Raw genomic sequence first — 22287 nt, 5'->3', positions numbered from 1 at the left:
TATGGTGCTGAGTCCGGCCAAGTTGTTCGTGTATGCGCTGGCGTTCCGTTTCTCTTCAGGGCGCGGGCGTTGCTTCAGCCCGGGGCTGAAAGCCATGGCGGTTTGGTATGCCGTGCGTTTCCGGCAATTCCTGTTTGACCGTTCCGCTGCCAAATGGTGGCGGGCGAAGTTTGAGCGATGCTGACATGGATATGCCCAGTGTCCAGATTTTGCTGTCAACCTGGAATGGCGAGCGCTGGTTGCCGGAACTGCTGAAGTCGCTGGAGCAGCAGACGTTTCAGGACTGGCGGCTGCTGGTACGGGATGACGGTTCCAACGACCGGACTGTTTCACTGCTGCGGGCATGGCAAGCCGCTAATCCGGGCCGGATGGCGGAGGTGTTGCAGGATGGTGTCCATCTGGGCAGCAAGCTAAGTTTCAGCCGCTTGGTGGGGGTCAGCGGGTCGCCGTGCCTGATGTTCTGCGATCAGGATGACATCTGGTTTCCGGAAAAAGTGGAGTTGCAATACACCGCTTTGCGGCGGTTGGAGGGGATGTATGGGGAGGATGCGCCCCTGCTGGTGCATTCCGATCTGGCGGTGGTGGACCAGTACAAGGAGCTGCAAGCCGCTTCTTTCTGGGAATACCGTAATTTCAATGTGGAGCAGCGCAAACAGGCGTATCTGCTGAACAATGTGGTGACCGGTTGTGCCAGTGCGTTCAACCATGCGGCGGCGCGCATGGCTTTTCCGGTTCCAGTCAATGCGATGGAGCATGACCGTTGGCTGGCGCTGGTGTGTGCATGGTTTGGCCGCATCCAGCCGTTGTCCCATCCGACGCTGCTGTACCGGCAGCATGGTGATAACCTGATTGGCGCAGAACCTGGCGGCGTGTTGGGTTTAAACCGGCGGGTCGACGCTTGGAGCCTGCAGGCGGACGCTTTCCTGCAACGGTTTGGCAAGCAATTGGACGCCGCAGACCATCGTCTGGTGGAGGCGGTCGCGGGCTTGCGTCATTTGCAGGGCTGGAAACGTCGGCAGCATATTTTACATCATCGTTTGTTCAAACAGGGTGTGCTGAATAATATTGCATTACTGCTGTTTGCCTGAATAGCTTTAGGGAATACCAATGAAAACAATAACAGAGCGTCCCGATGTCGCCATTATCGTCCTGACCCGCAACGCAGGCCGGTTGTGGCCGGAATGGATCAATGCCTTACAAAACCAATCGGTGCGGGCAGGCCGTTATTTGGTGATAGATTCGATGTCAGCCGACCATACGGCGGAGCTGGCCGCCGCAGCGGGCATGGAGGTGGTGCGCATCCATCCGGATGATTTCAGCCATGGCGGAACCCGTCAGATGGCGGCGCAACTGTGTCCTGATGCGCAATTGCTGGTGTATCTGACCCAGGACGCCATCCTCCACCAAGTGGACTCCCTGGAAACTTTGCTGAGGCATTGCGACGAGGATGAGCACGTTGCCATGGCTTACGGGCGTCATTTGCCACGCGCTGGGGCTGATTTGCTGGAGCGGCATGCGCGCGGCTTCACTTATCCGGCGGTTTCTTCGGTGCGTGACCGGAGTTGCTTTAAGACCATGGGGTATCGGGCGGCGTTCGCCTCCGACGTTTACGCCGTCTACCGGGCCAGCGCCCTGCGCAGCATTGGCGGTTTCCCGCAACATATCATTGTCAGCGAGGACAGTTACGTCGCCGCCCGTTTGTTGCTGGCGGGCTGGAAAACCGTATATTCGGCGGAAAGCACGGTGGAGCATTCCCATCAATATTCCTTGTTGCAGGTTTTTCGGCGGTATTTCGATGTTGGAGTCTTTCATGCCTCCGAACAGCCGTTGATGCAGGCGGTTGGCGCGCCTGACCGGGAGGCGGGGGCTTATGTGCGGTCGCTGATTGCCTATCTGTATGAGAGAAAAAAGTGGCTGTTGCCATTGGCGGCGTTGCAAACGACTGTCAGGCTGGTGGGGTTTCGTCTGGGCAAGCGTTACCAACGGTTGCCATTGGCTATTTGCAGGTTGGTCAGTATCCAGCAGGCCTACTGGCTGCATGAAGCCAATAGGCCTGCTGCCGTTTTGACTGAAGCTGTGCCAGTAGGTTTGGGCATGGGGTTTCTCCCTGTTCCTGCCATGCCACTAAGTGAGCAGAAAAAAATCGAAAAATCGGTAAAAATTTTATTACAAAATGTTGACAAAGAAAGATTGGAATATTAGCATATTCTCATATTGTTGATTACCAACTTAATACTCCTCCATCCTCCTTTGGTGGTAATTGCGCGGCTCATATGGGTCGCGTTTTTTTTGCCTCATAAGATGATGTGCCGGTTTTTCATGCGTTTGTCTCTTTGCATGCCTCCCGTTTCTCGAGAGGCATTTTTTTCTTGGTGGATGATGGCAAACACTTGTGAAATAACGTCACTTCCCATAAAATGCCGCGTTTCTTTATTCCTCCTCCTATTTTATGGTTGGAGTGAATTGGCAAAACAGATTTAATGAAGTGGATTGATCAAGATGAAAACATTCAGTGCAAAGCCAGCTGAGGTGAAGCGCGACTGGTATGTCGTGGATGCCAAAGGTAAGGCGCTGGGCCGTTTGGCCACCGAAGTTGCCCGGCGTTTGCGTGGCAAGCACAAGCCGGAATATACCCCGCATGTTGATACTGGCGATTACATCGTCATTATCAATGCAGACAAAGTTGGTATTACTGGCAATAAAGCCAAAGATAAAATTTATTACCACCACACCGGATACATCGGCAATATGCGCGCCTTCTCGTTTGAAAAAATGCAGCAGCGTGCGCCAGGCCGAGTCATTGAACTGGCGGTGAAAGGCATGTTGCCAAAGAACCCATTGGGTCGCGCCATGTTCCGTAAGCTGAAAGTTTATGCGGGCGCTGAACACAACCATCACGCACAACAGCCGCAAGCGCTGGAAATTTGATTGGGCAGGAATTGAAATGGCTGAAACACAATATTACGGAACAGGTCGCCGCAAATCTTCATCTGCTCGCGTCTTTCTGCGTGCAGGCAATGGCGCTATTACAGTTAACGGCAAGGCGCTGGGTGATTTCTTTGGGCGGGAAACCGCCAGCATGGTCGTGCGTCAACCGCTGAACACTGTTGACATGGCTGATAAGTTTGACATTACAGTTACGGTCACTGGTGGTGGCATGACTGGTCAATCTGGTGCTATTCGCCTCGGTATTGCCCGTGCGTTGCTGCAATATGACGAAGGGTTGCGTGGTGAACTGAAATCTGAAGGTTTTCTGACCCGTGACGCACGTAAGGTTGAACGTAAAAAAGTTGGGTTGCACAAGGCCCGTCGGGCTACCCAGTTCTCCAAACGTTAGTTAGCAGGGTTATTTCCGTTTAGCGGAATACGTCTATATGTATTAGCAAAGCCACAGTGTATGATAAGCTGTGGCTTTGTTGTTTCTAGGCGCTTGAAACTGAACATATTTTACCATCGGTCAGGCGTTTTTCTTTTCTTCATTAATCTTTGTGGCGTTTCTGCAACATTTGCGCTAAACTTTGTAGCGTATTTGCAAAATAGCTGTTGCAAGACGCTGGCAAGGGATGTATAAATACATTCCGTCAGATTGAACAAATCGAATTTAAATCTTAATGACAGGACAAACCTTCTAAATAGGAGTCGACTCATGAAAAAAATGCTTGTAATCGCAGTTGTTGCTGCTTTGGCAGCTCCTGCTGCTGTAATGGCCGATACCACTTTGTACGGCAAACTGCACGTTTCCGTTGGTTCTGTTGATGATGGCACTAAGTCTGAAACCGTAGTAGAAAGCCACTCTTCCCGTATCGGCATTAAAGGTTCCACTGAGCTGGATAATGGCATGAGCGCTACTTACGGTGTGGAATACGGCATTGATTTGGATGGTGACGCTGAAAAGGCAAACTCAACTTCCCGCAGCCTGAATGCCCGTAACACTTTCGTTGGTGTTAAAGGCGGTTTTGGTGAAGTTCGCGTTGGTCGTCATGATACCCCAGGGAAACTGGCTACTGCTGGTCTGGATGGTTTCGCTGACACCTATGCTGATATGTCCAATATCATTGCTGCTGACGGACATCGTGTAGACAACGCTGTTGCTTACATCAACAAGTTTGGCCCTGTTGGTTTTGCGGTTGCCCACTCTACTGAAACAGACCTGATCCCTGCGAGTGCAGATGGCGACCGTAACGGCGGTAGCGAAGCCAATACTGCGATGATCAACTATGGTAACGGCCCATGGTATGCAGGTTTGGGTTACACTGAAGTTGACAGCACACTGAAAGACACCAACTTGGGTTTGGGCTGGAAAGCAGAAGCTGGTCATTTTGCCAACTTGGTGTATGAACAGGTTGATTATGACGGCACTCCAAACGATGACACCAATGCTTATGTGGCTGGTGGTTTCAAAACTGGCGCTGCAACCCTGAAAGTTGGTTACGGCGAAAGCAAAACCGACAATGCTGGCAAAGAAAAGCAGACCACTGTTGGTGTTGACTACTCTCTGGGTAAGAAAACCAGCGCGTACCTGCTGTGGAACGAAGACAAAAACGTTGCTCACAGCGCTACCACCGACATCAAATCTACTCAGACTGTAGTAGGCTTGGTCAGCGAATTCTAATCCTTCGGGTTTGGATAAAAGCTAGTGGAAAAGGCTCCTTCGGGAGCCTTTTCCCGTTATGATTAGCCTATGAATAAATCCTCAACACGCCAATGCCAACCCTGCACCGCCTGTTGTGATGGCTGGGTGCAGATGAATATCCGCGGCGCGGAAGTCTCCCCTGGCCGCCCTTGCCCACACAGTACAGGTAAAGGTTGCGACGATTATGCCAATCGTCCAGTAGACCCTTGTGAGAATTTTGCATGTGGCTGGATCATTCCCGGCAGCCCCCTGCCTGAGTGGATGAAACCCAATGAAGCCAAAGTGATGGTGTTGCCCAACAAGCTGCAATGGCGGGGCGCACCGGTGGATGTCGCGGTTCCTGTTGGTAGGCGTATCCCGCCGCGAGCGCTCAACTGGCTCAAGCAATTCGCGGAAAAGCATGGCCGTCCTTTGATCTACATGGAGCAGACGGTGCTTAATGGCGTGTTTCAGCGGGAACAGCAGGCCATTGCTTACGGGCCTCCCGAATTCCAGCAGGAGGTGATGCAGAAGGTGGCGCAGGGCCAGCGCTTGTGGCGGTGACTAATCCCTGCCTAACGCTCCGGTTTTTTTCAATGCTGCGGCGCGCTACACTACGCATCTTTGCAAAAGCCGTGTGAATGCGATGACAGCCATGCACCCGATTCGGGAAATTCCTTATAACTACACCTCTTTCTCCGACAAGGAAATCGTGCAGCGCCTCTTGGGGGTGCGCGCGTGGGAGATCCTGCAAGCCCTGCGTGAAAAGCGTGAAACCGGCATATCCTCCCACATGCTGCTGGAAATGCTGGGCGATATGTGGGTGGTGGTGCGTAACCCCTATATCCAGGACGACTTGCTGGAAAACCGTGACCGTCAGCAATCCCTGGTCGATACGCTGCATGAGCGGGTCGGCAAAATTGAGGAGCGTGCCAAAGGCAATCCGCTGACGCTGGAGCTGATGCAGATCGCCCGGCAGGCGCTGGACGCCTTTGCTGACGATTTTCAGAAATATTCCGAATTGCGTGAAAAAACCCGCAAGCGCCTGCAAAAGATCACCCGCAAGGACAATATCCAGTTCGATGGCCTGGCCCGTGTCTCCCATGTCACCGACGCCACCGACTGGCGCGTGGAGCTGCCGTTTGTGGTGTTGACGCCAGACACCGAAGAGGAAATGGCGGCGCTGGTGCTGGCCTGCATCGAACTTGGGCTGAGTGTGATCCCGCGGGGCGGCGGCACGGGCTATACGGGCGGCGCGATTCCACTGGATGCGTATAGCGCCGTCATCAATACGGAAAAGCTGGATTCCATTGGCGAAGTCCAGCACCGCAATGATCTGCCCGGCGTCGGTAAAACGGTGCCGGTGGTGCGGACTGGCGCGGGCGTGGTCACCCGCCGCGTCTCTGATCTGGCGGCCAAGCATGGGCTAGTGTTTGCAGTCGACCCGACATCGCAGGATGCATCCACGATTGGCGGCAATATCTCCATGAATGCGGGCGGCAAGAAGGCCGTGCTGTGGGGAACTGCACTCGATAACCTGCTTTCCTGGCGCATGGTCACACCGGATGCGGACTGGCTGGAAGTTACCCGGCTGAACCACAACCTCGGCAAAATCCACGATCAGGCGACAGTGCAGTTTTCCGTGCAGCGCTTCCAGGCGGATGGCAAGACGCCCAAGGGTGAACCGCAAACCCTTACCTTTGAGGGGCGTTATTTCCGTAAGGAAGGGCTGGGCAAGGATGTCACCAATAAATTCCTGGGCGGTTTGCCCGGCATCCAGAAGGAAGGCTGCGATGGCCTGATCACGTCCGGCGAATTCATCCTGCACCGGATGCCAGACCAAATCCGTACCGTTTGCCTGGAGTTCTACGGGACTGATTTGCACGAAGCGGTGCCCGCCATTGTGGAGGTGAAAAACTACCTCGACGGGCGCAACGACGTGCTGCTGTCCGGCTTGGAGCACCTCGACGAGCGTTACGTCAAGGCGGTGAAATATACCCCGAAAGGCGCACGCGGCATGCTGCCGAAAATGGTGTTGCTTGCTGACATTGTGAGCGATGATGACAAGGCGGTTTCCGAATCCGCCGCTGAAGTGGTGCGGCTGGCCAACGCCCGCAACGCCGAAGGCTTCATTGCCATCAGCCCGGAAGCGCGCCGCCAGTTCTGGGCAGACCGTTCCCGCACCGCCGCCATCGCCGCCCATACCAACGCCTTCAAGGTCAATGAAGACGTGGTGATTCCGCTGCATAATCTGGCGCGCTACACCGAGGGCATCGAAACCATCAATATCCGTCAATCCATGCAGAACAAGCTGCGGATGATCGACGCGCTGCTGGAGCATATGGCGGGCGATTTGCCGGAATTGCGGACAGTGACGGATTATGAAGCCAGCGAAGAGCGCAGCGCCATGCTGGCTGGCAAGCTCGCGCACGCCACCAATTTCCTGCAACAACGCAAGCTGCGTTGGGAACAAATCCTGATGCATTTTGATGCGCCTGCTGCCGGGCATCAGGGGTTGCTGGATGATGTGGCGCGGGTCGCCCAGCGTCCGCAGGATCGGGTGATTGACCTGCTGTTGCGGCGTGAACTGCGCATTTCCTACCGCATCGAAATTTTGCAGCCCTTGCAGGAAATCTTTGCCGGGCGCGAACTGGCCCCCTTGCTGCAATCGCTGGAAAAAATCCACCGCCGTATCCGCACCAGCCGCCTGTTCGTCGCCCTGCACATGCACGCAGGCGATGGCAACGTGCATACCAACATTCCGGTCAACTCCAACGACTATGAAATGTTGCAGGAAGCCGAGCGCATGGTGGATGAAATCATGGGGCTGGCGCGTTCACTGGATGGCGTGATTTCCGGCGAGCATGGCATCGGCATCACCAAGTTTCAGTATCTGGACGCTAAGGAAATCCGCGAATTCGCCGACTACAAGCAACGGATTGACCCACAAGGGCGCTTCAACAAGGGCAAATTGCTGCCGGGTTCCGGTTTGCAGGACGCCTATACGCCATCCTTGCGGCTGGTGGAGCGTGAAGCCCTGCTGCTGGAGCACAATGAGCTGGGCGCGCTCAACAACGACATCAAGGATTGCCTGCGTTGCGGCAAGTGCAAGCCGGTGTGCAATACGCATATTCCACGCGCCAACTTGCTGTATTCGCCGCGCAACAAGATTCTGGCGACCGGCCTGATGATTGAGGCGTTCCTGTACGAGGAACAGACCCGGCGCGGGATTTCCATCCGCCACTTCGATGAGATGAACGATGTGTCAGACCATTGCACGGTTTGCCACAAATGCCTCACACCTTGCCCGGTCAATATCGATTTTGGCGATGTCAGCGTGCGCATGCGCAGCATCCTGCGGGAGCGCGGCAAGAAAAAGACCAGCCCGGTCACTTGGGCGTCGATGCTGTTCCTCAATATCAAAGACCCTATGCAAATCAGCCTGATGCGCACCGGCATGCTCAAGCTTGGCTTCAAGGCGCAGCGGTTGGCCTACAAACTGGCGAAAAACGCCGGTCTGGCCAGTAATGGCAAGCCGCCTGCCGCCACCCTGGGCAAGCCGCCGATCAAGGAGCAGGTGATCCAGTTCGTGAAGAAGCCGATGCCTGCCGGATTGCCAGCCAAAACCACCCGGGCGATGCTGGGGTTGGAAGATGACCAGGTGATTCCGATTTTGCGTGATCCGGGCAAGGCGCAGGGGGATGCGGTGTTTTATTTCCCTGGCTGTGGCTCCGAGCGCCTGTTCAGCCAGGTTGGCTTGGCGACGTTGGCAATGTTGTATGAAACCGGCGCGACCACAGTCCTGCCGCCAGGTTACTTGTGCTGCGGTTATCCGCAAAATGCGGGCGGCGACCTGAAAAAGGGCGCGCAGATTTCCACCGAAAACCGCGTGCTGTTCCATCGCGTCGCCAATGCATTGAGTTACCTCGACATCAAGACCGTGCTGGTGTCCTGCGGCACTTGCATGGACCAATTGCTCAAGTACGAATTTGGGCGGATTTTCCCCGGTTGCCGTCTGCTCGACATCCACGAATACCTGTTGGAAAAAGGCGTGCGTATGGATGGGGCAAGCGGTGTCCAGTACGTCTATCACGACCCCTGCCATTCGCCGATGAAGCAGGTCAATCCGTTGAAGGTGGCGAAGGAATTGACTGGCTCCAATGTGGCGTTGAGCGAGCGCTGCTGCGCGCAGGCGGGGACTTTTGCAGTGAGCCGCCCAGACATCGCCAGCCAATTGCATTTCCGTAAGGCGGAAAGCTTGCAGGCAGGCGTCAAGGAGCTGACGGGCAGCGACATGGCGCACAATGGCAATGTCAAAATCCTCACCTCATGCCCGGCCTGCCAGCAGGGCTTGTCCCGTTATGTGGACGATACCGGCATGGAAACCGATTACATTGTGGTGGAAATGGCCAATCACCTGCTGGGCAAGGACTGGCGGCAGGGGTTTGTTGACAAGGCCATCCACGGTGGGATCGAAAAAGTCCTGCTCTGATTCGCCCGCCACAACGCCGGGGCGGCGGTTTACCCCGTTCCGGCGTCAGGGGCGGCAATCGGGGGCCGCCCTCCTTTGCTTCTGATCCAGTTGAGCGCCTTCAGGACGCCACGCCGGGTGATCACCCATTTTTCCAGCTCAAACTTGCCAGGAAAACTCATCACGCCAAGCCCTACCATGATCGTGAGGATGCCTTGCCCCGGCAGCACCAGCATGGCGATGCCCGCCAGAATGATCGGTAGCCCTAACAGGTTGCGCAAGATGGCGCGCGGTTGCAGCAGGATATGCCAGCGGTGCGGATCGCGCGGGCGGGTGAAATAGTCCGCCGGAATCCGGCCAACAAACCACGGCAGCATCAGCAGTGAAAAGAGGAAGGTGATGGCGGAAACCGCTCCCAGCCAGATAAAAGCCTGTTCCAAAGAAAAACCCCATGGTTATCAGTCATGGGGTTTATTCTACGCAATTCCACCTAGGCTATGGGGTGAAACCTGTTACTCCGAAGGGTTTTCAGGTATCCGAATTGGCCTTGATCATGTGGATGCTCAGATCCGCACCATTGTATTCCTCTTCCTGCGACAAGCGGATACCCATCGTGGCCTTGAGGATGCCATAGATCACAAAGCCGCCCACCGTGGCGATGGCCACTCCGAGCAACGTGCCGACCAATTGCGAACCGAAACTGACATCACCCGTCCCCCCGAACATTTTCAGGCCGAAAATGCCCGCCGCAATGCCGCCCCACGCGCCGCACAGCCCGTGCAATGGCCATACGCCCAGCACATCATCAATTTTCAGTTTGTTCTGGGTGAGGGTGAACGCCCAGACGAACAATGCGCCTGCAACTGCGCCGACCAGCAGCGCGCCCAGCGGGTGCATCAGGTCAGAACCTGCGCATACGGCGACTAGGCCAGCCAGCGGGCCATTATGGACGAAACCGGGGTCATTTTTGCCTACGAACAGGGCGGCCAGGATGCCGCCAACCATCGCCATCAGGGAGTTGATTGCCACCAGCCCGCTGATGTTGCCAATTTTTTGGGCTGACATCACATTGAACCCGAACCAGCCAACGGCCAGCACCCAAGAACCCAATGCCAGGAACGGGATGCTGGAGGGTGGATGCCCCACCATGGGTTGCCCCTGCTTGTTGTAACGGCCTTGGCGATGCCCCAACAGGATGACCGCGCCCAGTGCCAGCCAGCCGCCCATGGCATGCACGACTACAGAACCTGCAAAGTCATGAAAGGGGGTGCCGAAAGTGCTCTTGAGCCAATCCTGCACACCGTATAGGCTGTTCCACATCATGCCCTCGAAAAATGGGTAGATGAAAGCCACAATCACGAATGTCGCCACTAATTGTGGGTAAAATTTTGCCCGTTCCGCAATGCCGCCGGAAATGATGGCCGGGATAGCGGCGGCGAAGGTCAGCAGGAAGAAAAACTTGACCAGCTCATACCCATTCTGGGCCGCCAATGTGCCAGCGTCGCTGAAAAAATCCGTATGGTAGGCAACCATATAGCCAATAAAAAAGTAGGCGATGGTTGAAACGGCGAAGTCAGTAATGATTTTGACCAAGGCGTTGACCTGATTTTTGTGGCGCACCGTGCCGACTTCCAGGAAGGCGAAGCCCGCGTGCATCGCCAGCACCATGACGGCGCCAATCAGGACAAACAGGGTATCCAAAGCGGGTACAATTTGCTCCATTCCAGTAACCTCTAAACGCAAAAACAGCAAAGCGCACCATCATAAGCATCTGCCAAGCAATGGCTAGAGGTATTGCGCACAAATTTGGTGATTGTTTTGGGTTTTGATGCATGTTCGCCGTTATTGAGGCATTGTCTTCTCAACGGTGGGGATTTTTATTTTGACTGTGCTATTTTGGTGCATTGAATGCACTAAAAATGAATATTTACAATTGCGTATAGGTTTTGCCCAATCCTTTCGTGCAATTTCGCTTTGCGTATATGATTAAGAAGAAAAAGGATATTTTTCAAGAGAGTGTCATGGATACATTAGTTCGGATTATACGGCCAGTCTGGTTTTCGATGCCTGGGATCAGTTTGTTCCTGGGCGGGTTGCTGTGGGTGATTTCCCTAAGCCAGGTTGTTTTTTACACCACGAATGGCGTGGTGATGGGATATTGGGTGCTGGTGACGGGGTGGTTAGGGTTTGCCTTGTTCCAGTTTGCCTGGTACGCCAATTTGCTTGGCTTGTTGGGTGTGTTGCTGATGCAGCAGCAGCCTAACCGGGCGATAGCACTGGCGGTTGTGGGTGTGTTTCTGGCAGGGCAGGCGTTTTGGTTTGAAGACATTCCGGGGCGGCACGTCAGCATGCACATCGTGCAATTGGGGGCAGGTTTCTGGTTATGGTACGCCAGCATGGTGCTGATTGCGCTAGGGGTGATTTTTGGTTCAGGTGGGGGGGAGGATGATTCCCCCCACGCCTGAGGTAAGGGTGTTAGAAATCGCCCGCCGCGCCGCGTTTCATAATGTCGGTAATGATTTCCTGGACTTTGACAGCTTCATCATGCAGTTCTGGAGGCAGGGGAGCGCCGCCGTAGATCATCATGTCCATGTTCAGTGAGTACAGGTTGTATTTGCCCTGCTTGTCCTGCACCAGCGCCACCCGGCAAGGCAGATAGGCGGCAAACGCATCGCTGAACTCCACCATTTTCATGGCGGTCTGTGGGTTGCAGAACTGGAAGATTTTCAGGAAACGTTGATCCTGCCCAGTTTCCAGCTTGACCTGCTCAGATAACGGCAGTTCGCCAACCGCCTTGATATTGTGTTCGTTGGCGACCATTTTCATGGTTTGCTCGGCGTCAGCTGGGGTGACACCATCCGCCAGCGGAAATTTGACAACCGTGGCGTCGGCGGAATTGCCGGTTTCCTTCAGCTTCTTCCACATATCCAGGTAGACGTCTTTGGCTTTGGGGTCTAGCTTGTCGAGCGCGGCTTTTTCGGCGGGGATGTCCACACCTTCCATCTGGCTCATCATGGGGGCGAATTTGGTATAGGCGAATGCGCCGCCGATGATGGCGACCAGGCCGATGATGGCGAGAAGGTTGCGGATAAGGTTCATGTGGTGTGTCTCCTGACTAGCGGTAAAAAAAGAAAAGCCACCTGTTGATGGCTTTTCTATGCGAATTATTCCATTTGTGTTGAAAATTTATTGCGTGTCGATTTTTGCCATCAAGGCGAAAGATTTGATGAACGGGCCAGCCATGGCGGGGTTCTTGATCATGGCACCATAATCGCCCACCAGGAATTTCAGCTTGCCGAAGGTATAGGCGGTGCCCAAGCCAACCATGCCGAGAGGATCTTTAGTCCATTTCAACCAGTCTTTGCGGTCTGCACGCATATCCCAGTCCGGCGCTTCGCCATCGTAAGCACCCGCGCGGACGCATTCACCGTTTTCCACCACGAATACGCCTAGCGGTTTGGCCTCGCCTTTAAGGCCGCAGGTAATGACAGAGTTGAAATTGATGGCCGCCAGTTTGTCCTTGACGTCAGGATCAGCGTTCCACAGATCCTTGAGTTCGTTCATCCATTCAGCAGAAAAAAGTTGTGGCATTGTTCCTCTCCTAATGCGTGTTATGAAGTCAGTCATGATGACGGTTGTAGTGTAACAGTAAGCCTGCCGGGTTTGAACGATGCCGCTTCAGCATTCGTTTGATTTAGCGGCAAGCTTGCCCACGCAGCCTGGCCGCTTCCCTGAACAGCCTGACGGAATTGTCCCGATCCCCCTGTTTGGAGGCGATGACTGCCTGGCTTTCCAGTTGGGCTGCGTTGTCGTTCAGCTTCTGGCAGTTGGTTATGTTTGCCGCTGGTTGGCGGGGAATGGGACGGACGGTGGCGCGCGCCGGTGGGGCTGGCGGTGTCCGGGTAGTGATGCGCGGCTGTTGTGGCGGTTGGGTGGCGCGTGGGCTGGCTCCTTGGGCGGATGTGGCACCCACGTTCGCCCGTGTTGTTGTGCGCGGGGTTGTATGCGTTGTGTTGTTGGCCGTGCGTGGGGTCGAGGCGTCATTCCGCAATGCAAGCTGCTGCTGTCTGCGCTGTTGGGCCACGCGCGGGTTGGGGGGGGGGATCGGCGGCGGGCGGGTCGCCACCCGGGTGACGCTGTCGGCGGTTCCCCCATAGCAATAAAAGGATGAGACACAATCGGCGGCCCATACGGCGGCGCTGCCAACGCCAGTGATGATGGCTGATAAGATTAAGGCTGTCAGTTTCATGTTTGACTCCTGCGCTGCGCACAAACGTGGGTTTAAAATATTTCTGAGCGCCGAGCCGGAGTGTAGTAAAGAGATGACGGCCTTGCCGTGATGTGGTTGAATTTTAAGCTTTAAAAGCAAAAGCCCGCAACAAGGCGGGCTTTCCTGATTGCTCGCCAAGCGGTTTTCAGATTGCCGCCAACGCCGCGTCGTAGTTGGGTTCTTGGGCGATTTCCGGAACTTGTTCGGTGTAAGTGACCTTGCCATCCTTGATGATGACAACGGCGCGGGACAGCAGGCCAGCCAATGCTCCGGTGGTGATGATGACGCCATACGTCGTGCCGAAATCTGGGTGGCGGAAGGTGGAGAGGGAGACAACGTTTTCCAGCCCTTCCGCGCCGCAGAAACGGCTGTGGGCGAAGGGCAGGTCTGCGGAAACGCACAGCACAGCGACGTCTGGAAGGTTGCTGGCAAGCGCGTTGAACTTACGGGTGGAAGTGGCGCAAGTGCCAGTGTCCACGCTGGGGTAAATGTTCAGGATGACGGTTTTACCGGCGAAATCAGCCAGGGTCACATCGGACAGGTTGGTTTTGGTCAAGGTGAAGGCGGGGGCAGCGCTGCCGACAGCCGGAAGCTCGCCGCTGGTTTCAATTGGGTTGCCTTGCAGGGTGATGGTGGCCATGAATGTCTCCAGTTGGGTTGTGGGCAAACAGTTGTTTTATGAAATTTTTAATGGTGATGGTGGCCATGGGCACCGTGGGCATGCCCATGGTCGATTTCTTCGGCGGTGGCGGGCCGCACTTCCAGGATGGTGAGGTCAAATGTCAGCGGCACGCCCGCCAGCGGATGGTTGGCGTCGATGGTGACGCTGTCATTGTCAACGGCGGAAATGCGGATGACTTGGTTGCCCGCCGCCGTTTGGGCGTGAAATTCCGCACCAGCCACGATCTGTTCTTCCGGGATGCCCTGGAACATGGCGCGCGGCACTTTCTGGGTCATGCGTTCGTCGTATTCGCCGTAAGCTTCCGCAGGTGGCACGGTGACGGTCATGCTGTCATTGGCCTGTTTGCCGGTGAGCTGTTTTTCCAGCCCGGCGATGATGTTGCTGGCACCATGCAGGTAGGCGAAAGGATGGGAAGCGTCCGCCTGATCCAGAATTTCGCCCTTGTCGTTGGTGAGGGTATAGGTCATGGTGACCACGGTGTGTTGTGCGATTTGCATCGGTTTTCCTTGGGATAAAGAATGTATCGGTCACCACCGCCGGGATTATCCTTATAGCGGCGGTGTGTCCACAAATATTGGGCGGGGAACTCGCGCACCTGTTGCTCAATGATGTGATTAATCCTTGTTGTATCGTCCAGTATGGATGTTGCAGGGAAATTTTCAAGTACTGGCAGGAATCTCAGCAGATAACCCGTCTCGGTGCGCAGGGTGAAAAAGGGCGCGACCTGCGCCTTGCCCAGCTTGCTGAGGCGGCTGGTGGCGGTGTTGGTGGCGGCTTCCACGTTGAAAAAGGGCGCGAACACGCTGTTCTTGTGGCCGAAATTCTGATCCTGCGCATACCAGACCACATGGCCTTGTTGCAGGCTGCGGATCATGTCGCGGATATTGTCGCGCGGAATCGCCTTGCCGTAGCGTTTCGAACGCAGCCGGGCGACGCGCCATTCGATCAGCGGGTTCTGGTGCGGGCGGTAGATGACATGCAGCGGAATGTGTTGCGCCAGCAACCGGCCACCCAGCTCCAGGCTGGTGAAGTGGGCGCTGAGGAGCACCACGCCGCCTCGCTGCATGGCGGCTTGCAGGTGCTCCATGCCTTCGATACGGGTCTGGCGGGCAAGTTTTTCATCATTTCCCCACCAGCTCAGGGCCGTTTCCAGCAGGCCGCGCCCGAGGGAGATGAAATGTTTACGGTTAAGCCGGAAGCGCTCTGCCGCCGTGAGTTCCGGGAAGGCCAGCTCCAGATTGATGCAGCAGATCTGGCGGCGTTTGGGCAGCAAGTGGAACATCAGCAGGCCGAACTGCTTGCCCAGCCACATCTGCGCGCCCCAGGGCAGTTGAGTCAGCAGCCACAGCAGCCCCAGCCCGAACCAGGTCGGCCAGTGGCGCGGATGCAGGAATTGTTTGCCGGAGGTTTTTTCCACAGAGAATCCAATGCGTTGCAAACGGTTCATGTTAGTGAAAAAGTAGTTTGCCGACCATAGGAGTGGAGAACTGTCTCATAAAAATTAAGAATGTTTGAAAAAATCAATTATATCGATAACTTTGTTTTATAAAAAAGCCGTAAAAAATGCATAATGTTGTTTTTGGTTGACATTTTTTTTGTTATGGTTGGTTTGCTTTTTAAATGGTGATTCATGGGAGTACGGGCTTTTTAGTTAGGCTATACGCTAAATCATGCGTGCAAATTTTCTTGGGTGAAAGGAAATTTGCCGTTTTCGGGTGAAATAAATTTCATACTTTAATTTTTGCTTTGTCCCTTGTAAAGGGGTCAATGTATTTCTTTGCCTTTATTGATTTAATATGCGAGGTGTCATTAGTCATGTCTGTTAGAAACGAATATTTTAAACAACATTTGGGTAAATTGTTGTGTTCGTCTATAGTCGTTCTGGGTTTAAGTGGGAAAGCGGCTTTTGCTGGCCCATGGCCTGAGTTTACAGGAATAGCTGCTGGGATTATGTGTACCAGTTTACCTCAGGACAGCACTCCGAATTGGGAGGTGTCGGAAGGCCATTTTCTAGTATTTGATGATTGGAAGGATGGCAAGGAATTGTGTTACATTTCTTTCAATGGCAAGCCTGAAACTGCTTCCGTTACAGTAACAGGGGGTGACGGAGTTGTTATGGAAGGTAGTGGTTTTATTGATATTGACCCAACGCCAACTTACCAAACTGCCGCTGCGGAAACAGGGAATGGTGTTACGCCACCTGTCAATGCTTTCTCATTGACTTCATCGGTGCTGGTGAATGGAGGAGCATTCCCTGTCGAGTATACTTGTGATGCAAATAAAGCTTTAGGTTGGGATGCTGCGTATGGATCAGGTAAGTTTCCCTCTTTAATGTGGGATAATGTGCCGAATGGAACAAAAAGTTTTGCTTTGATTATGGAAGATTTAAGTGTTCCAGTTGAGTGGCCGGGACATGAGTTTGTTCATGGGATTTTTTATAACATACCTGCGGGCACTAGGGCTTTCAAGGTGAAGAATTGATCACGGTCATTTGTCCTCTGCAAGTGCCTGATTTCTTGATTTTGGCTGCGAACCCTACTTTCATGGGCAGTGAACATCAAAGCAAAGAGAGAGCAAAAATCAATCTATATCAATCGTAAATGTCTGATTTATATGCGGTCAATTTATCACCTTGAAAGCCCTACTGCGGGCACTACATCTTTACCTGATGGCTGGATTGCTCCTGCTTCGATAAGTGTTGGGGTAAATGATTTTGGTTCGACAACATATGGTGGCCCATGTCCTCCTAGTCAGCATACTTATGAATTTAAGCTTTATGCATTGGATCTTGACGTTGGCGTCTTGACATTTGGCGGGGTTCCGGCAACTAAGTCCACCTTGTTGTCTGCTATAAATGGGCATGTATTAGGTGAAACAACTTTGAGAGGGGTTTATGGGCCTAGAGAGGTAGAGTTTCTTCCTTTATAAGGTTTAAATTTTAGCAAAGCCAGATTTATGTTGGCTTTGCTTTTTTATCCCTGTGTATGGCAAAAATCTGATCTACTCCATCAAAAGTGGGCATTTCAATAAGCGAGTTGCTGGTAAAAATCTGCCTCAGAATCAATCGGGGCGCGGTAGCCATTGGCAGAGTGCAAACGAACCTGGTTGTAATCGGTTTCGATAAATTCGGCAGGGCACGATGGTTTGGTTGCTTGTTTTATAAGGTTTTCCACGGTTCACAACAACGATGCCTAGCTTCGTGTGTCTGGAATAGTCTAACCACATCAATTTTAGGATGGTGTCGGCATGGTGGAAAGCGGTTCTGCTCGTCAGAGCGAGATCACCCGCACCATGCAGGAGAGTGGCTCATTGCTGGGGAAACAGAATTCCCCGTCAGCGTCGACCATTTTCCAGCAGGAGATGACTGAGCAAGCGTAGCCTGGGGCAGTGAAGGTGATGGTGAGGTCAATCCGTTCGCCAGGGGCTACGTCAGGTACTGAGTATTGCTTGCGGGCGGTGCGCAGGCCGTGGGTCATACGCCTGCCATCCATCCCGCGCACTTCGAGTAATTCGTCGACGCAGATGAGACTGCGGCCTTGCCAGTGGACTTTGCCGGTGTTCTGGATGCGCCAGATTTTGTCGAAGGTGGTGCAGACGGAAACGGTGCTGCCGTCCGGCATCGTTACGTCATCAATGAAGCCGATGTCGTCGCTTTCGATCAGGGTGTCGGTGCGGCCTGCGGTGATGTTGCCGTCATAGGCGAAGTCTATCGACTCGAAGTAGGCGCTGAACAATTCCATCGGGTGCATGTCGAGGACGATGGCGAGTTTGGTCAGCGTTTTGAATTTTGTCTCGCCTACGCTGCCGTCCAGCAGGTTATACAAGGCTTTGCGGTTGATGCCTGCAAGCTCTGCTAACTGACTAATAGATAGATTTTTCTCTTGCGTTCTGCTGCGGATGAAAGAACCGAAACCGTTGTCCATGCTGTCAACTAAAAAGTTACTGTGTACAACAGTATACAACCTGTCAACAGCGAATTCTTAGTTGTTTAACATTATAAAAATTAATGTTACGTTCGATTTTACCAATTTACTGATAGCTTCTGATTATGGGGTATGGTGATGGCTGGCAGTTTCGTGAAATTTCGAGCCGTATGCTCGCATTGTACTTTTTTTCTAGCAATTGTTCGGACTACTTGGTTTTCGTGGGTAATTCCTGATAGAGCATCAGATACAAAATACTCCCTAATATTGTTAGGATGGTTGATCTATTTATCGGCATCGAACTGCTACGCATTGACTGTCGTGAAAAAAGATATAACACCAATGATTGCTTGGGAAGCTTTAGATTATGCTCAACTTAGTAAAGCAATATATTCGAGTGAGAAAAGTATTGGGCAATGGGTTTTGGTTGATGAGAGCAAAGGCGATGAGTATTGTTTTAAAGTTGGTCCTAGCAAAGTTAACACTTATGGGACATTACTTTCTTATAATAAAAACAATTTAGGGGTAAATGATGAAGTTTGTCTTTCCGTGAATTTGAATGGGTTTCATGCTGGTGCTTATAAGAATGATGTAAAAAAGCAAATAGTCATAGTATTTCAAGGAACTGATATGTTGTCAGCAAAGGATTGGCTAACAAACTATAAGGCGATATTTGGAGAGAATTTAATTCCAAAACTCCCATTCAAGCCGTTAGTTTGGACAACGCATTGGAATAATGGAAAACCTCAAATTTATACTAATATGATTGGCAAAGATATTATAATACCAAAGCAATACAAAGAAGCATTGGAGTTTTTCGACGAAATTTTTAACAAATATAGCAAGAATGGATACACATTTATCTTATCAGGACATAGTCTTGGCGGTGGTTTAGCTAAATATGTCTCATTAGCTAGAGGCAAAGATGCTTATACTTTCAATGCAGCGGGCACATGGTTATTTACGGCTGGTAGTGCGATTTTTAACAGAGTTGAAAGCGAATTTGCAAATGTTGAAAATACCAAAGTGATTAATATTGTTGGGTATTATAATGGCGTTGAAGATCCTGTTTCAGCATTTGGAGCTGTTCCTGATAGTATTCAATATAAAACTATCGTTTCTGAATACCATACAATGAATGGAATGTTGTCTAGTTTAAATTTGTTGGTCAGCAATAATTATTCTTTGGCGAAATATTATATTGATGCTTGCTCTTTTACATTTAATACTATTGATTTATCAAAAATAAATCCCAGTCTTTCATCGACAATAAATCTATTTGGAAAACCTATTGGCAATCCATATTCCTGTTTTTATGATCAAGCCGATGACGCGATGTGTCAGTTAACTGATGGTCAGTTTGTTAGTGGAGTAGCGATAAAAAAAGATGGCAGTGGTGGATTGAAGTATAGGTGGAACGATAATCAATGGTATAAAAGCAATATTAACATAAAAGATATTTGTTCAAGTTGGTTTTGGTATTGGCAATATGATCCTAGAGCTAAGGTGATAAAGTGAATAAAGAATTTTGTCAAAATGTTGTTTTCTGGAGATTAATTCTTGCTATTATTTTGGTTTTGCTATCTTCGCCTGCAAAATGTGATGAGCTTGAAAATATTATTAAGCAACAAGACGGTGCCGACTTTTACATTGATATAATAAGTAAGTTCAATCCAGTCAATAAAACAATTAAGTTTGAAGGCGTATTGGGCAATAAGGGCAGCATTTCTGGAGATGTCAGCTTTCATTGTGGGGTCAGGAGCTTTTCAGATAATCAAATTATTGCACAAAGCAATGAATACAATTACACAATAGCACCTTCCACCGTAGAGAATTTATCCATTGATATTCCACTAAATCAAATCAGCTTCGGAACTTATATTCCATATTGTAATGCATACTCTGACAATGACTTAGTTGAAAGCAATAATGATTATTATGGAGAAAATTTTTTATTTTACTCTGGAAAAAGTGATTTAGATAAAGACTTGCTTCCTGATTACTGGGAGATGGGTTACAGCTTGTTGCTGTCTGAAAATGATGCATCTATTGATTCTGATGGGGATGGTTATTCTAACTTGCTAGAATATGAAAATAGCTCGAATCCAGCCCGTTTTGATGATTATCCCATTCTTAAAGTTAAATCATTCGATGTTTTTGAGAAAAAAATAATCATAAAATATTCTTTGCCAAAAAACAGCCTGCCCTATGATGTGAAAATTTCTTACGGGCAAAATGGATCGGTAGGAAAAGAAGTTGCGTTAGTTAATAACAAATCGCCTCTTACCGATGTTAACTTGGAAGAAGCTGATGGAGATTTTGTCTTAACTTATGTTCCTTCGGAGTTATTGGGAAATGTAACCTATAATTATACATTAGATATTACATATAATGGGTTGGCTTATCGCCCCATTGTTAAGAAAATAAAATATGGTGCATTTTGTAGTTTTGACGATATTTATTTTCTATCTAATGGAGTAAATACTTCATCCTTGGCATCTATTAAATTTAATGGGCTGGTATATGTTTCATCCGGTATTGGAGGTATATATACAAGCAATGACGGTATCATTTGGAATCAAATGGTATCAGAACCTAATGAAATTTTTTCTGATGTACTCTGGGATGGAAAGTTTTTTAATGTACTGGGTGCTTTTGGAAAAAGCCTCTACATAAGTGAAGATGGCTCAAATTGGAAAAAGTACAATACAGATCTGCCTTTCACCTTGACATCAATTGCATGGAACGGTGAAAAGTATGTTGCAGTTGGTAGCAATGGCGGAATAGCGATAAGTACTGATGGACAGTTTTGGTTTAGTATTCCAATTGGTATGACAAATACTTTTTTGGACGTAGAATGGATCAAAGATAGGTTTTATGCCGTTGGTGATAAAGGGGTAATTCTTTATAGCTACGATGGTGAAGATTGGACGCAAGAGACTTCTGGCACTAATGAAGTCATTTGGCAAGTAGCAGGCAACGAGGATGCTGTTTTAGTCAGTGTTGGCTCAATTATTGAAGCTGGCGCAAAAGTATATAGAAAAAATGGTAGCAATTGGTCATATACTGGGGTTGCTGCGACTAGTAAACGTATATACTGGGATGGCTTTTCAAAGTTGTTCTATTTGCCAGGTATTCAAAATTCGTTAAAAAGTGGGGATGGAATTTTATGGACTTCTGCCCAAGGAACGCTTGGAACTGAGATATATGATCTAGATTTTGATGGGGAACGTATAATCGCCGTTGGTAGTGAGGGGAAATACTTAACTATTACTTGCGAAGACTCCAAAGATCGAGATGCTGATGGATATTTGGATACTGAAGATGTATTTCCAGATAATCCGAACGAATGGCTGGATACAGATGGCGACGGAATTGGCGATAACACCGATACTGATAAAGACGGTGATGGCATTTCCAACGAAATTGAACTTCAGGACGGCACAAACCCACTGGTCAAAACCGCCCATGCCCCCTCAATTTCACCCAATGGAGGCACTTCGGACAACGCAGTAAACGTGATGGTCTTCTCTTACGAAGGCGAGAATGCAGTCATCCACTACACACTGGACGGCTCCACACCCACCGCGCAATCCCCTGTTGCCGCATTGACATTGACCATCAGCCAGTCCGCCACCCTGAAACTGGTCGCAATAGCGCCAGGGCTGGAAAACAGCAAGGTATTATCGGCAACCTTCATTATCAGCAATACCCCAACCGTGACGACGGTAGACCCGCTGGCAGCCACTCTGGGCGAAGTGACTGTCTTTACCGTAACCGGTTACAACCTGCCTGATACCTTGGCGTTCTACATCCCGGATTGCGCCAACGTCACCAAAGTGACCAGCGACCCGAAAACCGGGACGCCATTCTCACCCCCTCCACCGCCGCTACCGGGAATGCCTGCCACCATGCAAACGCATTTCAGTTGCTCCCCCACAGGTGCTGCTGGGGTTAAGGATGGCGGCGTGGTCAAGGACAAATCCGGCGGTACGGTGCTGAAAAGCTTCTCGGTCGAGTTCAAGGCAGCCGCAATTCTAACCCCGGTTATCAGCAGCATTGCTCCGGCAACCTTGGAGCAATCCACTACAGATGCGCCGGTTGTTTTGCAAGGCTCCAACTTCATCGAAGGCACAACCATTGCGGTGAAACTGCCCAATGGCAACAACTCAGCCATCCCGGCGGAGAATATCCAGTCAGTCACGGCAAACAGGATTACTTTCCTGCTAAAGCCAGGTGCGGTGGGAACCTACCAATTCCAGGTGAGGAATGCAGCCGACAAGGTGTCCGGCTGGGCCAACCTGACCGTGACGGAACCGGCCATCCCAA

22 protein-coding genes are annotated in these 22287 nt (G+C 51.2%); 13 read left to right on the top strand and 9 right to left on the bottom strand.

Features of this window, described 5'->3' with window-relative positions:
* Window position 1: 1 nt before the first annotated feature.
* The 8 genes from VSS37_RS08365 to VSS37_RS08330 all read left to right on the top strand — a co-directional run bounded on the left by VSS37_RS08365 (window position 2) and on the right by VSS37_RS08330 (window position 9104).
* Window positions 2-184, top strand: coding sequence for a hypothetical protein (locus tag VSS37_RS08365; protein WP_324694378.1), 183 nt, complete (start codon window positions 2-4; stop codon window positions 182-184).
* On the top strand, window positions 171-1088 hold the full coding sequence (locus VSS37_RS08360; protein ID WP_324694377.1) for a glycosyltransferase family 2 protein: 918 nt from the start codon (window positions 171-173) through the stop codon (window positions 1086-1088). The genes VSS37_RS08365 and VSS37_RS08360 overlap by 14 nt, the downstream gene beginning before the upstream one ends.
* Before the next feature lie 19 nt (window positions 1089-1107).
* Window positions 1108-2202 (top strand): glycosyltransferase family 2 protein, encoded by a 1095-nt coding sequence (locus VSS37_RS08355; RefSeq protein ID WP_324694376.1) that lies wholly within the window; start codon window positions 1108-1110, stop codon window positions 2200-2202.
* Between the two features lie 297 nt (window positions 2203-2499).
* Window positions 2500-2928, top strand: coding sequence for a 50S ribosomal protein L13 (gene rplM, locus VSS37_RS08350; RefSeq protein WP_324694375.1), 429 nt, complete (start codon window positions 2500-2502; stop codon window positions 2926-2928).
* A gap of 16 nt (window positions 2929-2944) precedes the next feature.
* Window positions 2945-3337 (top strand): 30S ribosomal protein S9, encoded by a 393-nt coding sequence (rpsI, locus tag VSS37_RS08345; RefSeq protein WP_324694405.1) that lies wholly within the window; start codon window positions 2945-2947, stop codon window positions 3335-3337.
* Window positions 3338-3646: 309 nt separating this feature from the next.
* Window positions 3647-4612 (top strand): porin, encoded by a 966-nt coding sequence (locus tag VSS37_RS08340; protein ID WP_324694374.1) that lies wholly within the window; start codon window positions 3647-3649, stop codon window positions 4610-4612.
* Between the two features lie 69 nt (window positions 4613-4681).
* On the top strand, window positions 4682-5176 hold the full coding sequence (locus VSS37_RS08335) for a hypothetical protein (RefSeq protein WP_324694373.1): 495 nt from the start codon (window positions 4682-4684) through the stop codon (window positions 5174-5176).
* Between the two features lie 82 nt (window positions 5177-5258).
* A complete protein-coding gene (locus VSS37_RS08330) occupies window positions 5259-9104 on the top strand; it encodes a DUF3683 domain-containing protein (RefSeq protein WP_324694404.1) in 3846 nt (1281 codons plus the stop codon).
* A 29-nt stretch (window positions 9105-9133) separates the two neighbouring features.
* On the opposite strand, the gene VSS37_RS08325 is transcribed toward VSS37_RS08330, so the two are convergent.
* Window positions 9134-9523 carry a PGPGW domain-containing protein gene (locus tag VSS37_RS08325; RefSeq protein WP_324694372.1) on the bottom strand — a complete coding sequence of 130 codons (390 nt, stop codon included), beginning with the start codon at window positions 9521-9523 and terminating at the stop codon, window positions 9134-9136.
* An 88-nt stretch (window positions 9524-9611) separates the two neighbouring features.
* Window positions 9612-10805, bottom strand: coding sequence for an ammonium transporter (locus tag VSS37_RS08320; protein WP_324694371.1), 1194 nt, complete (start codon window positions 10803-10805; stop codon window positions 9612-9614).
* 299 nt (window positions 10806-11104) lie between these two features.
* Here VSS37_RS08320 and VSS37_RS08315 point away from each other — a divergent pair, with 299 nt between their 5' ends.
* Complete coding sequence (locus VSS37_RS08315) at window positions 11105-11548, top strand: hypothetical protein (RefSeq protein ID WP_324694370.1); 444 nt, start codon at window positions 11105-11107, stop codon at window positions 11546-11548.
* Between the two features lie 10 nt (window positions 11549-11558).
* On the opposite strand, the gene VSS37_RS08310 is transcribed toward VSS37_RS08315, so the two are convergent.
* The 6 genes from VSS37_RS08310 to lpxL form a co-directional block, all read right to left on the bottom strand.
* Window positions 11559-12182 (bottom strand): DUF302 domain-containing protein, encoded by a 624-nt coding sequence (locus tag VSS37_RS08310; protein WP_324694369.1) that lies wholly within the window; start codon window positions 12180-12182, stop codon window positions 11559-11561.
* 87 nt (window positions 12183-12269) lie between these two features.
* A complete protein-coding gene (locus VSS37_RS08305; protein WP_324694368.1) occupies window positions 12270-12674 on the bottom strand; it encodes an SCP-2 sterol transfer family protein in 405 nt (134 codons plus the stop codon).
* A 103-nt stretch (window positions 12675-12777) separates the two neighbouring features.
* Window positions 12778-13332, bottom strand: coding sequence for a hypothetical protein (locus VSS37_RS08300; RefSeq protein WP_324694367.1), 555 nt, complete (start codon window positions 13330-13332; stop codon window positions 12778-12780).
* Between the two features lie 166 nt (window positions 13333-13498).
* Window positions 13499-13993, bottom strand: coding sequence for a thiol peroxidase (gene tpx / locus VSS37_RS08295; RefSeq protein ID WP_324694366.1), 495 nt, complete (start codon window positions 13991-13993; stop codon window positions 13499-13501).
* A gap of 47 nt (window positions 13994-14040) precedes the next feature.
* The gene (locus VSS37_RS08290) at window positions 14041-14532 is read right to left on the bottom strand and encodes an FKBP-type peptidyl-prolyl cis-trans isomerase (RefSeq protein ID WP_324694365.1); all 492 of its coding nucleotides are present in this window, start codon (window positions 14530-14532) and stop codon (window positions 14041-14043) included.
* Window positions 14499-15452, bottom strand: coding sequence for an LpxL/LpxP family Kdo(2)-lipid IV(A) lauroyl/palmitoleoyl acyltransferase (gene lpxL, locus VSS37_RS08285; protein WP_324694364.1), 954 nt, complete (start codon window positions 15450-15452; stop codon window positions 14499-14501). Before lpxL ends, VSS37_RS08290 begins: the two co-directional genes overlap by 34 nt.
* A gap of 398 nt (window positions 15453-15850) precedes the next feature.
* Here lpxL and VSS37_RS08280 point away from each other — a divergent pair, with 398 nt between their 5' ends.
* Both VSS37_RS08280 and VSS37_RS08275 read left to right on the top strand, forming a co-directional pair.
* The gene (locus VSS37_RS08280; RefSeq protein WP_324694363.1) at window positions 15851-16516 is read left to right on the top strand and encodes a YbhB/YbcL family Raf kinase inhibitor-like protein; all 666 of its coding nucleotides are present in this window, start codon (window positions 15851-15853) and stop codon (window positions 16514-16516) included.
* A gap of 69 nt (window positions 16517-16585) precedes the next feature.
* Window positions 16586-16963 (top strand): YbhB/YbcL family Raf kinase inhibitor-like protein, encoded by a 378-nt coding sequence (locus tag VSS37_RS08275; protein ID WP_324694362.1) that lies wholly within the window; start codon window positions 16586-16588, stop codon window positions 16961-16963.
* Between the two features lie 341 nt (window positions 16964-17304).
* Here the strand turns inward: VSS37_RS08275 and VSS37_RS08270 are convergent, their stop codons facing one another.
* Complete coding sequence (locus VSS37_RS08270) at window positions 17305-17958, bottom strand: NBR1-Ig-like domain-containing protein (protein ID WP_324694361.1); 654 nt, start codon at window positions 17956-17958, stop codon at window positions 17305-17307.
* Between the two features lie 321 nt (window positions 17959-18279).
* On the opposite strand from VSS37_RS08270, the gene VSS37_RS08265 reads away from it, so the two are divergent.
* The gene (locus VSS37_RS08265) at window positions 18280-19476 is read left to right on the top strand and encodes a Tle-like phospholipase domain-containing protein (RefSeq protein WP_324694360.1); all 1197 of its coding nucleotides are present in this window, start codon (window positions 18280-18282) and stop codon (window positions 19474-19476) included.
* Window positions 19473-22287 (top strand): chitobiase/beta-hexosaminidase C-terminal domain-containing protein (locus tag VSS37_RS08260; protein ID WP_324694359.1); only part of this gene is annotated, 2815 nt, incomplete at its 3' end. The genes VSS37_RS08265 and VSS37_RS08260, both read left to right, overlap by 4 nt.

It is taken from the genome of Candidatus Thiothrix phosphatis, assembly GCF_035668035.1.
Taxonomy (GTDB): Bacteria; Pseudomonadota; Gammaproteobacteria; order Thiotrichales; family Thiotrichaceae; genus Thiothrix; species Thiothrix phosphatis.
Note: the sequence above shows the minus strand (reverse complement) of the source record. Positions and strands in the feature narration are given on the sequence as shown.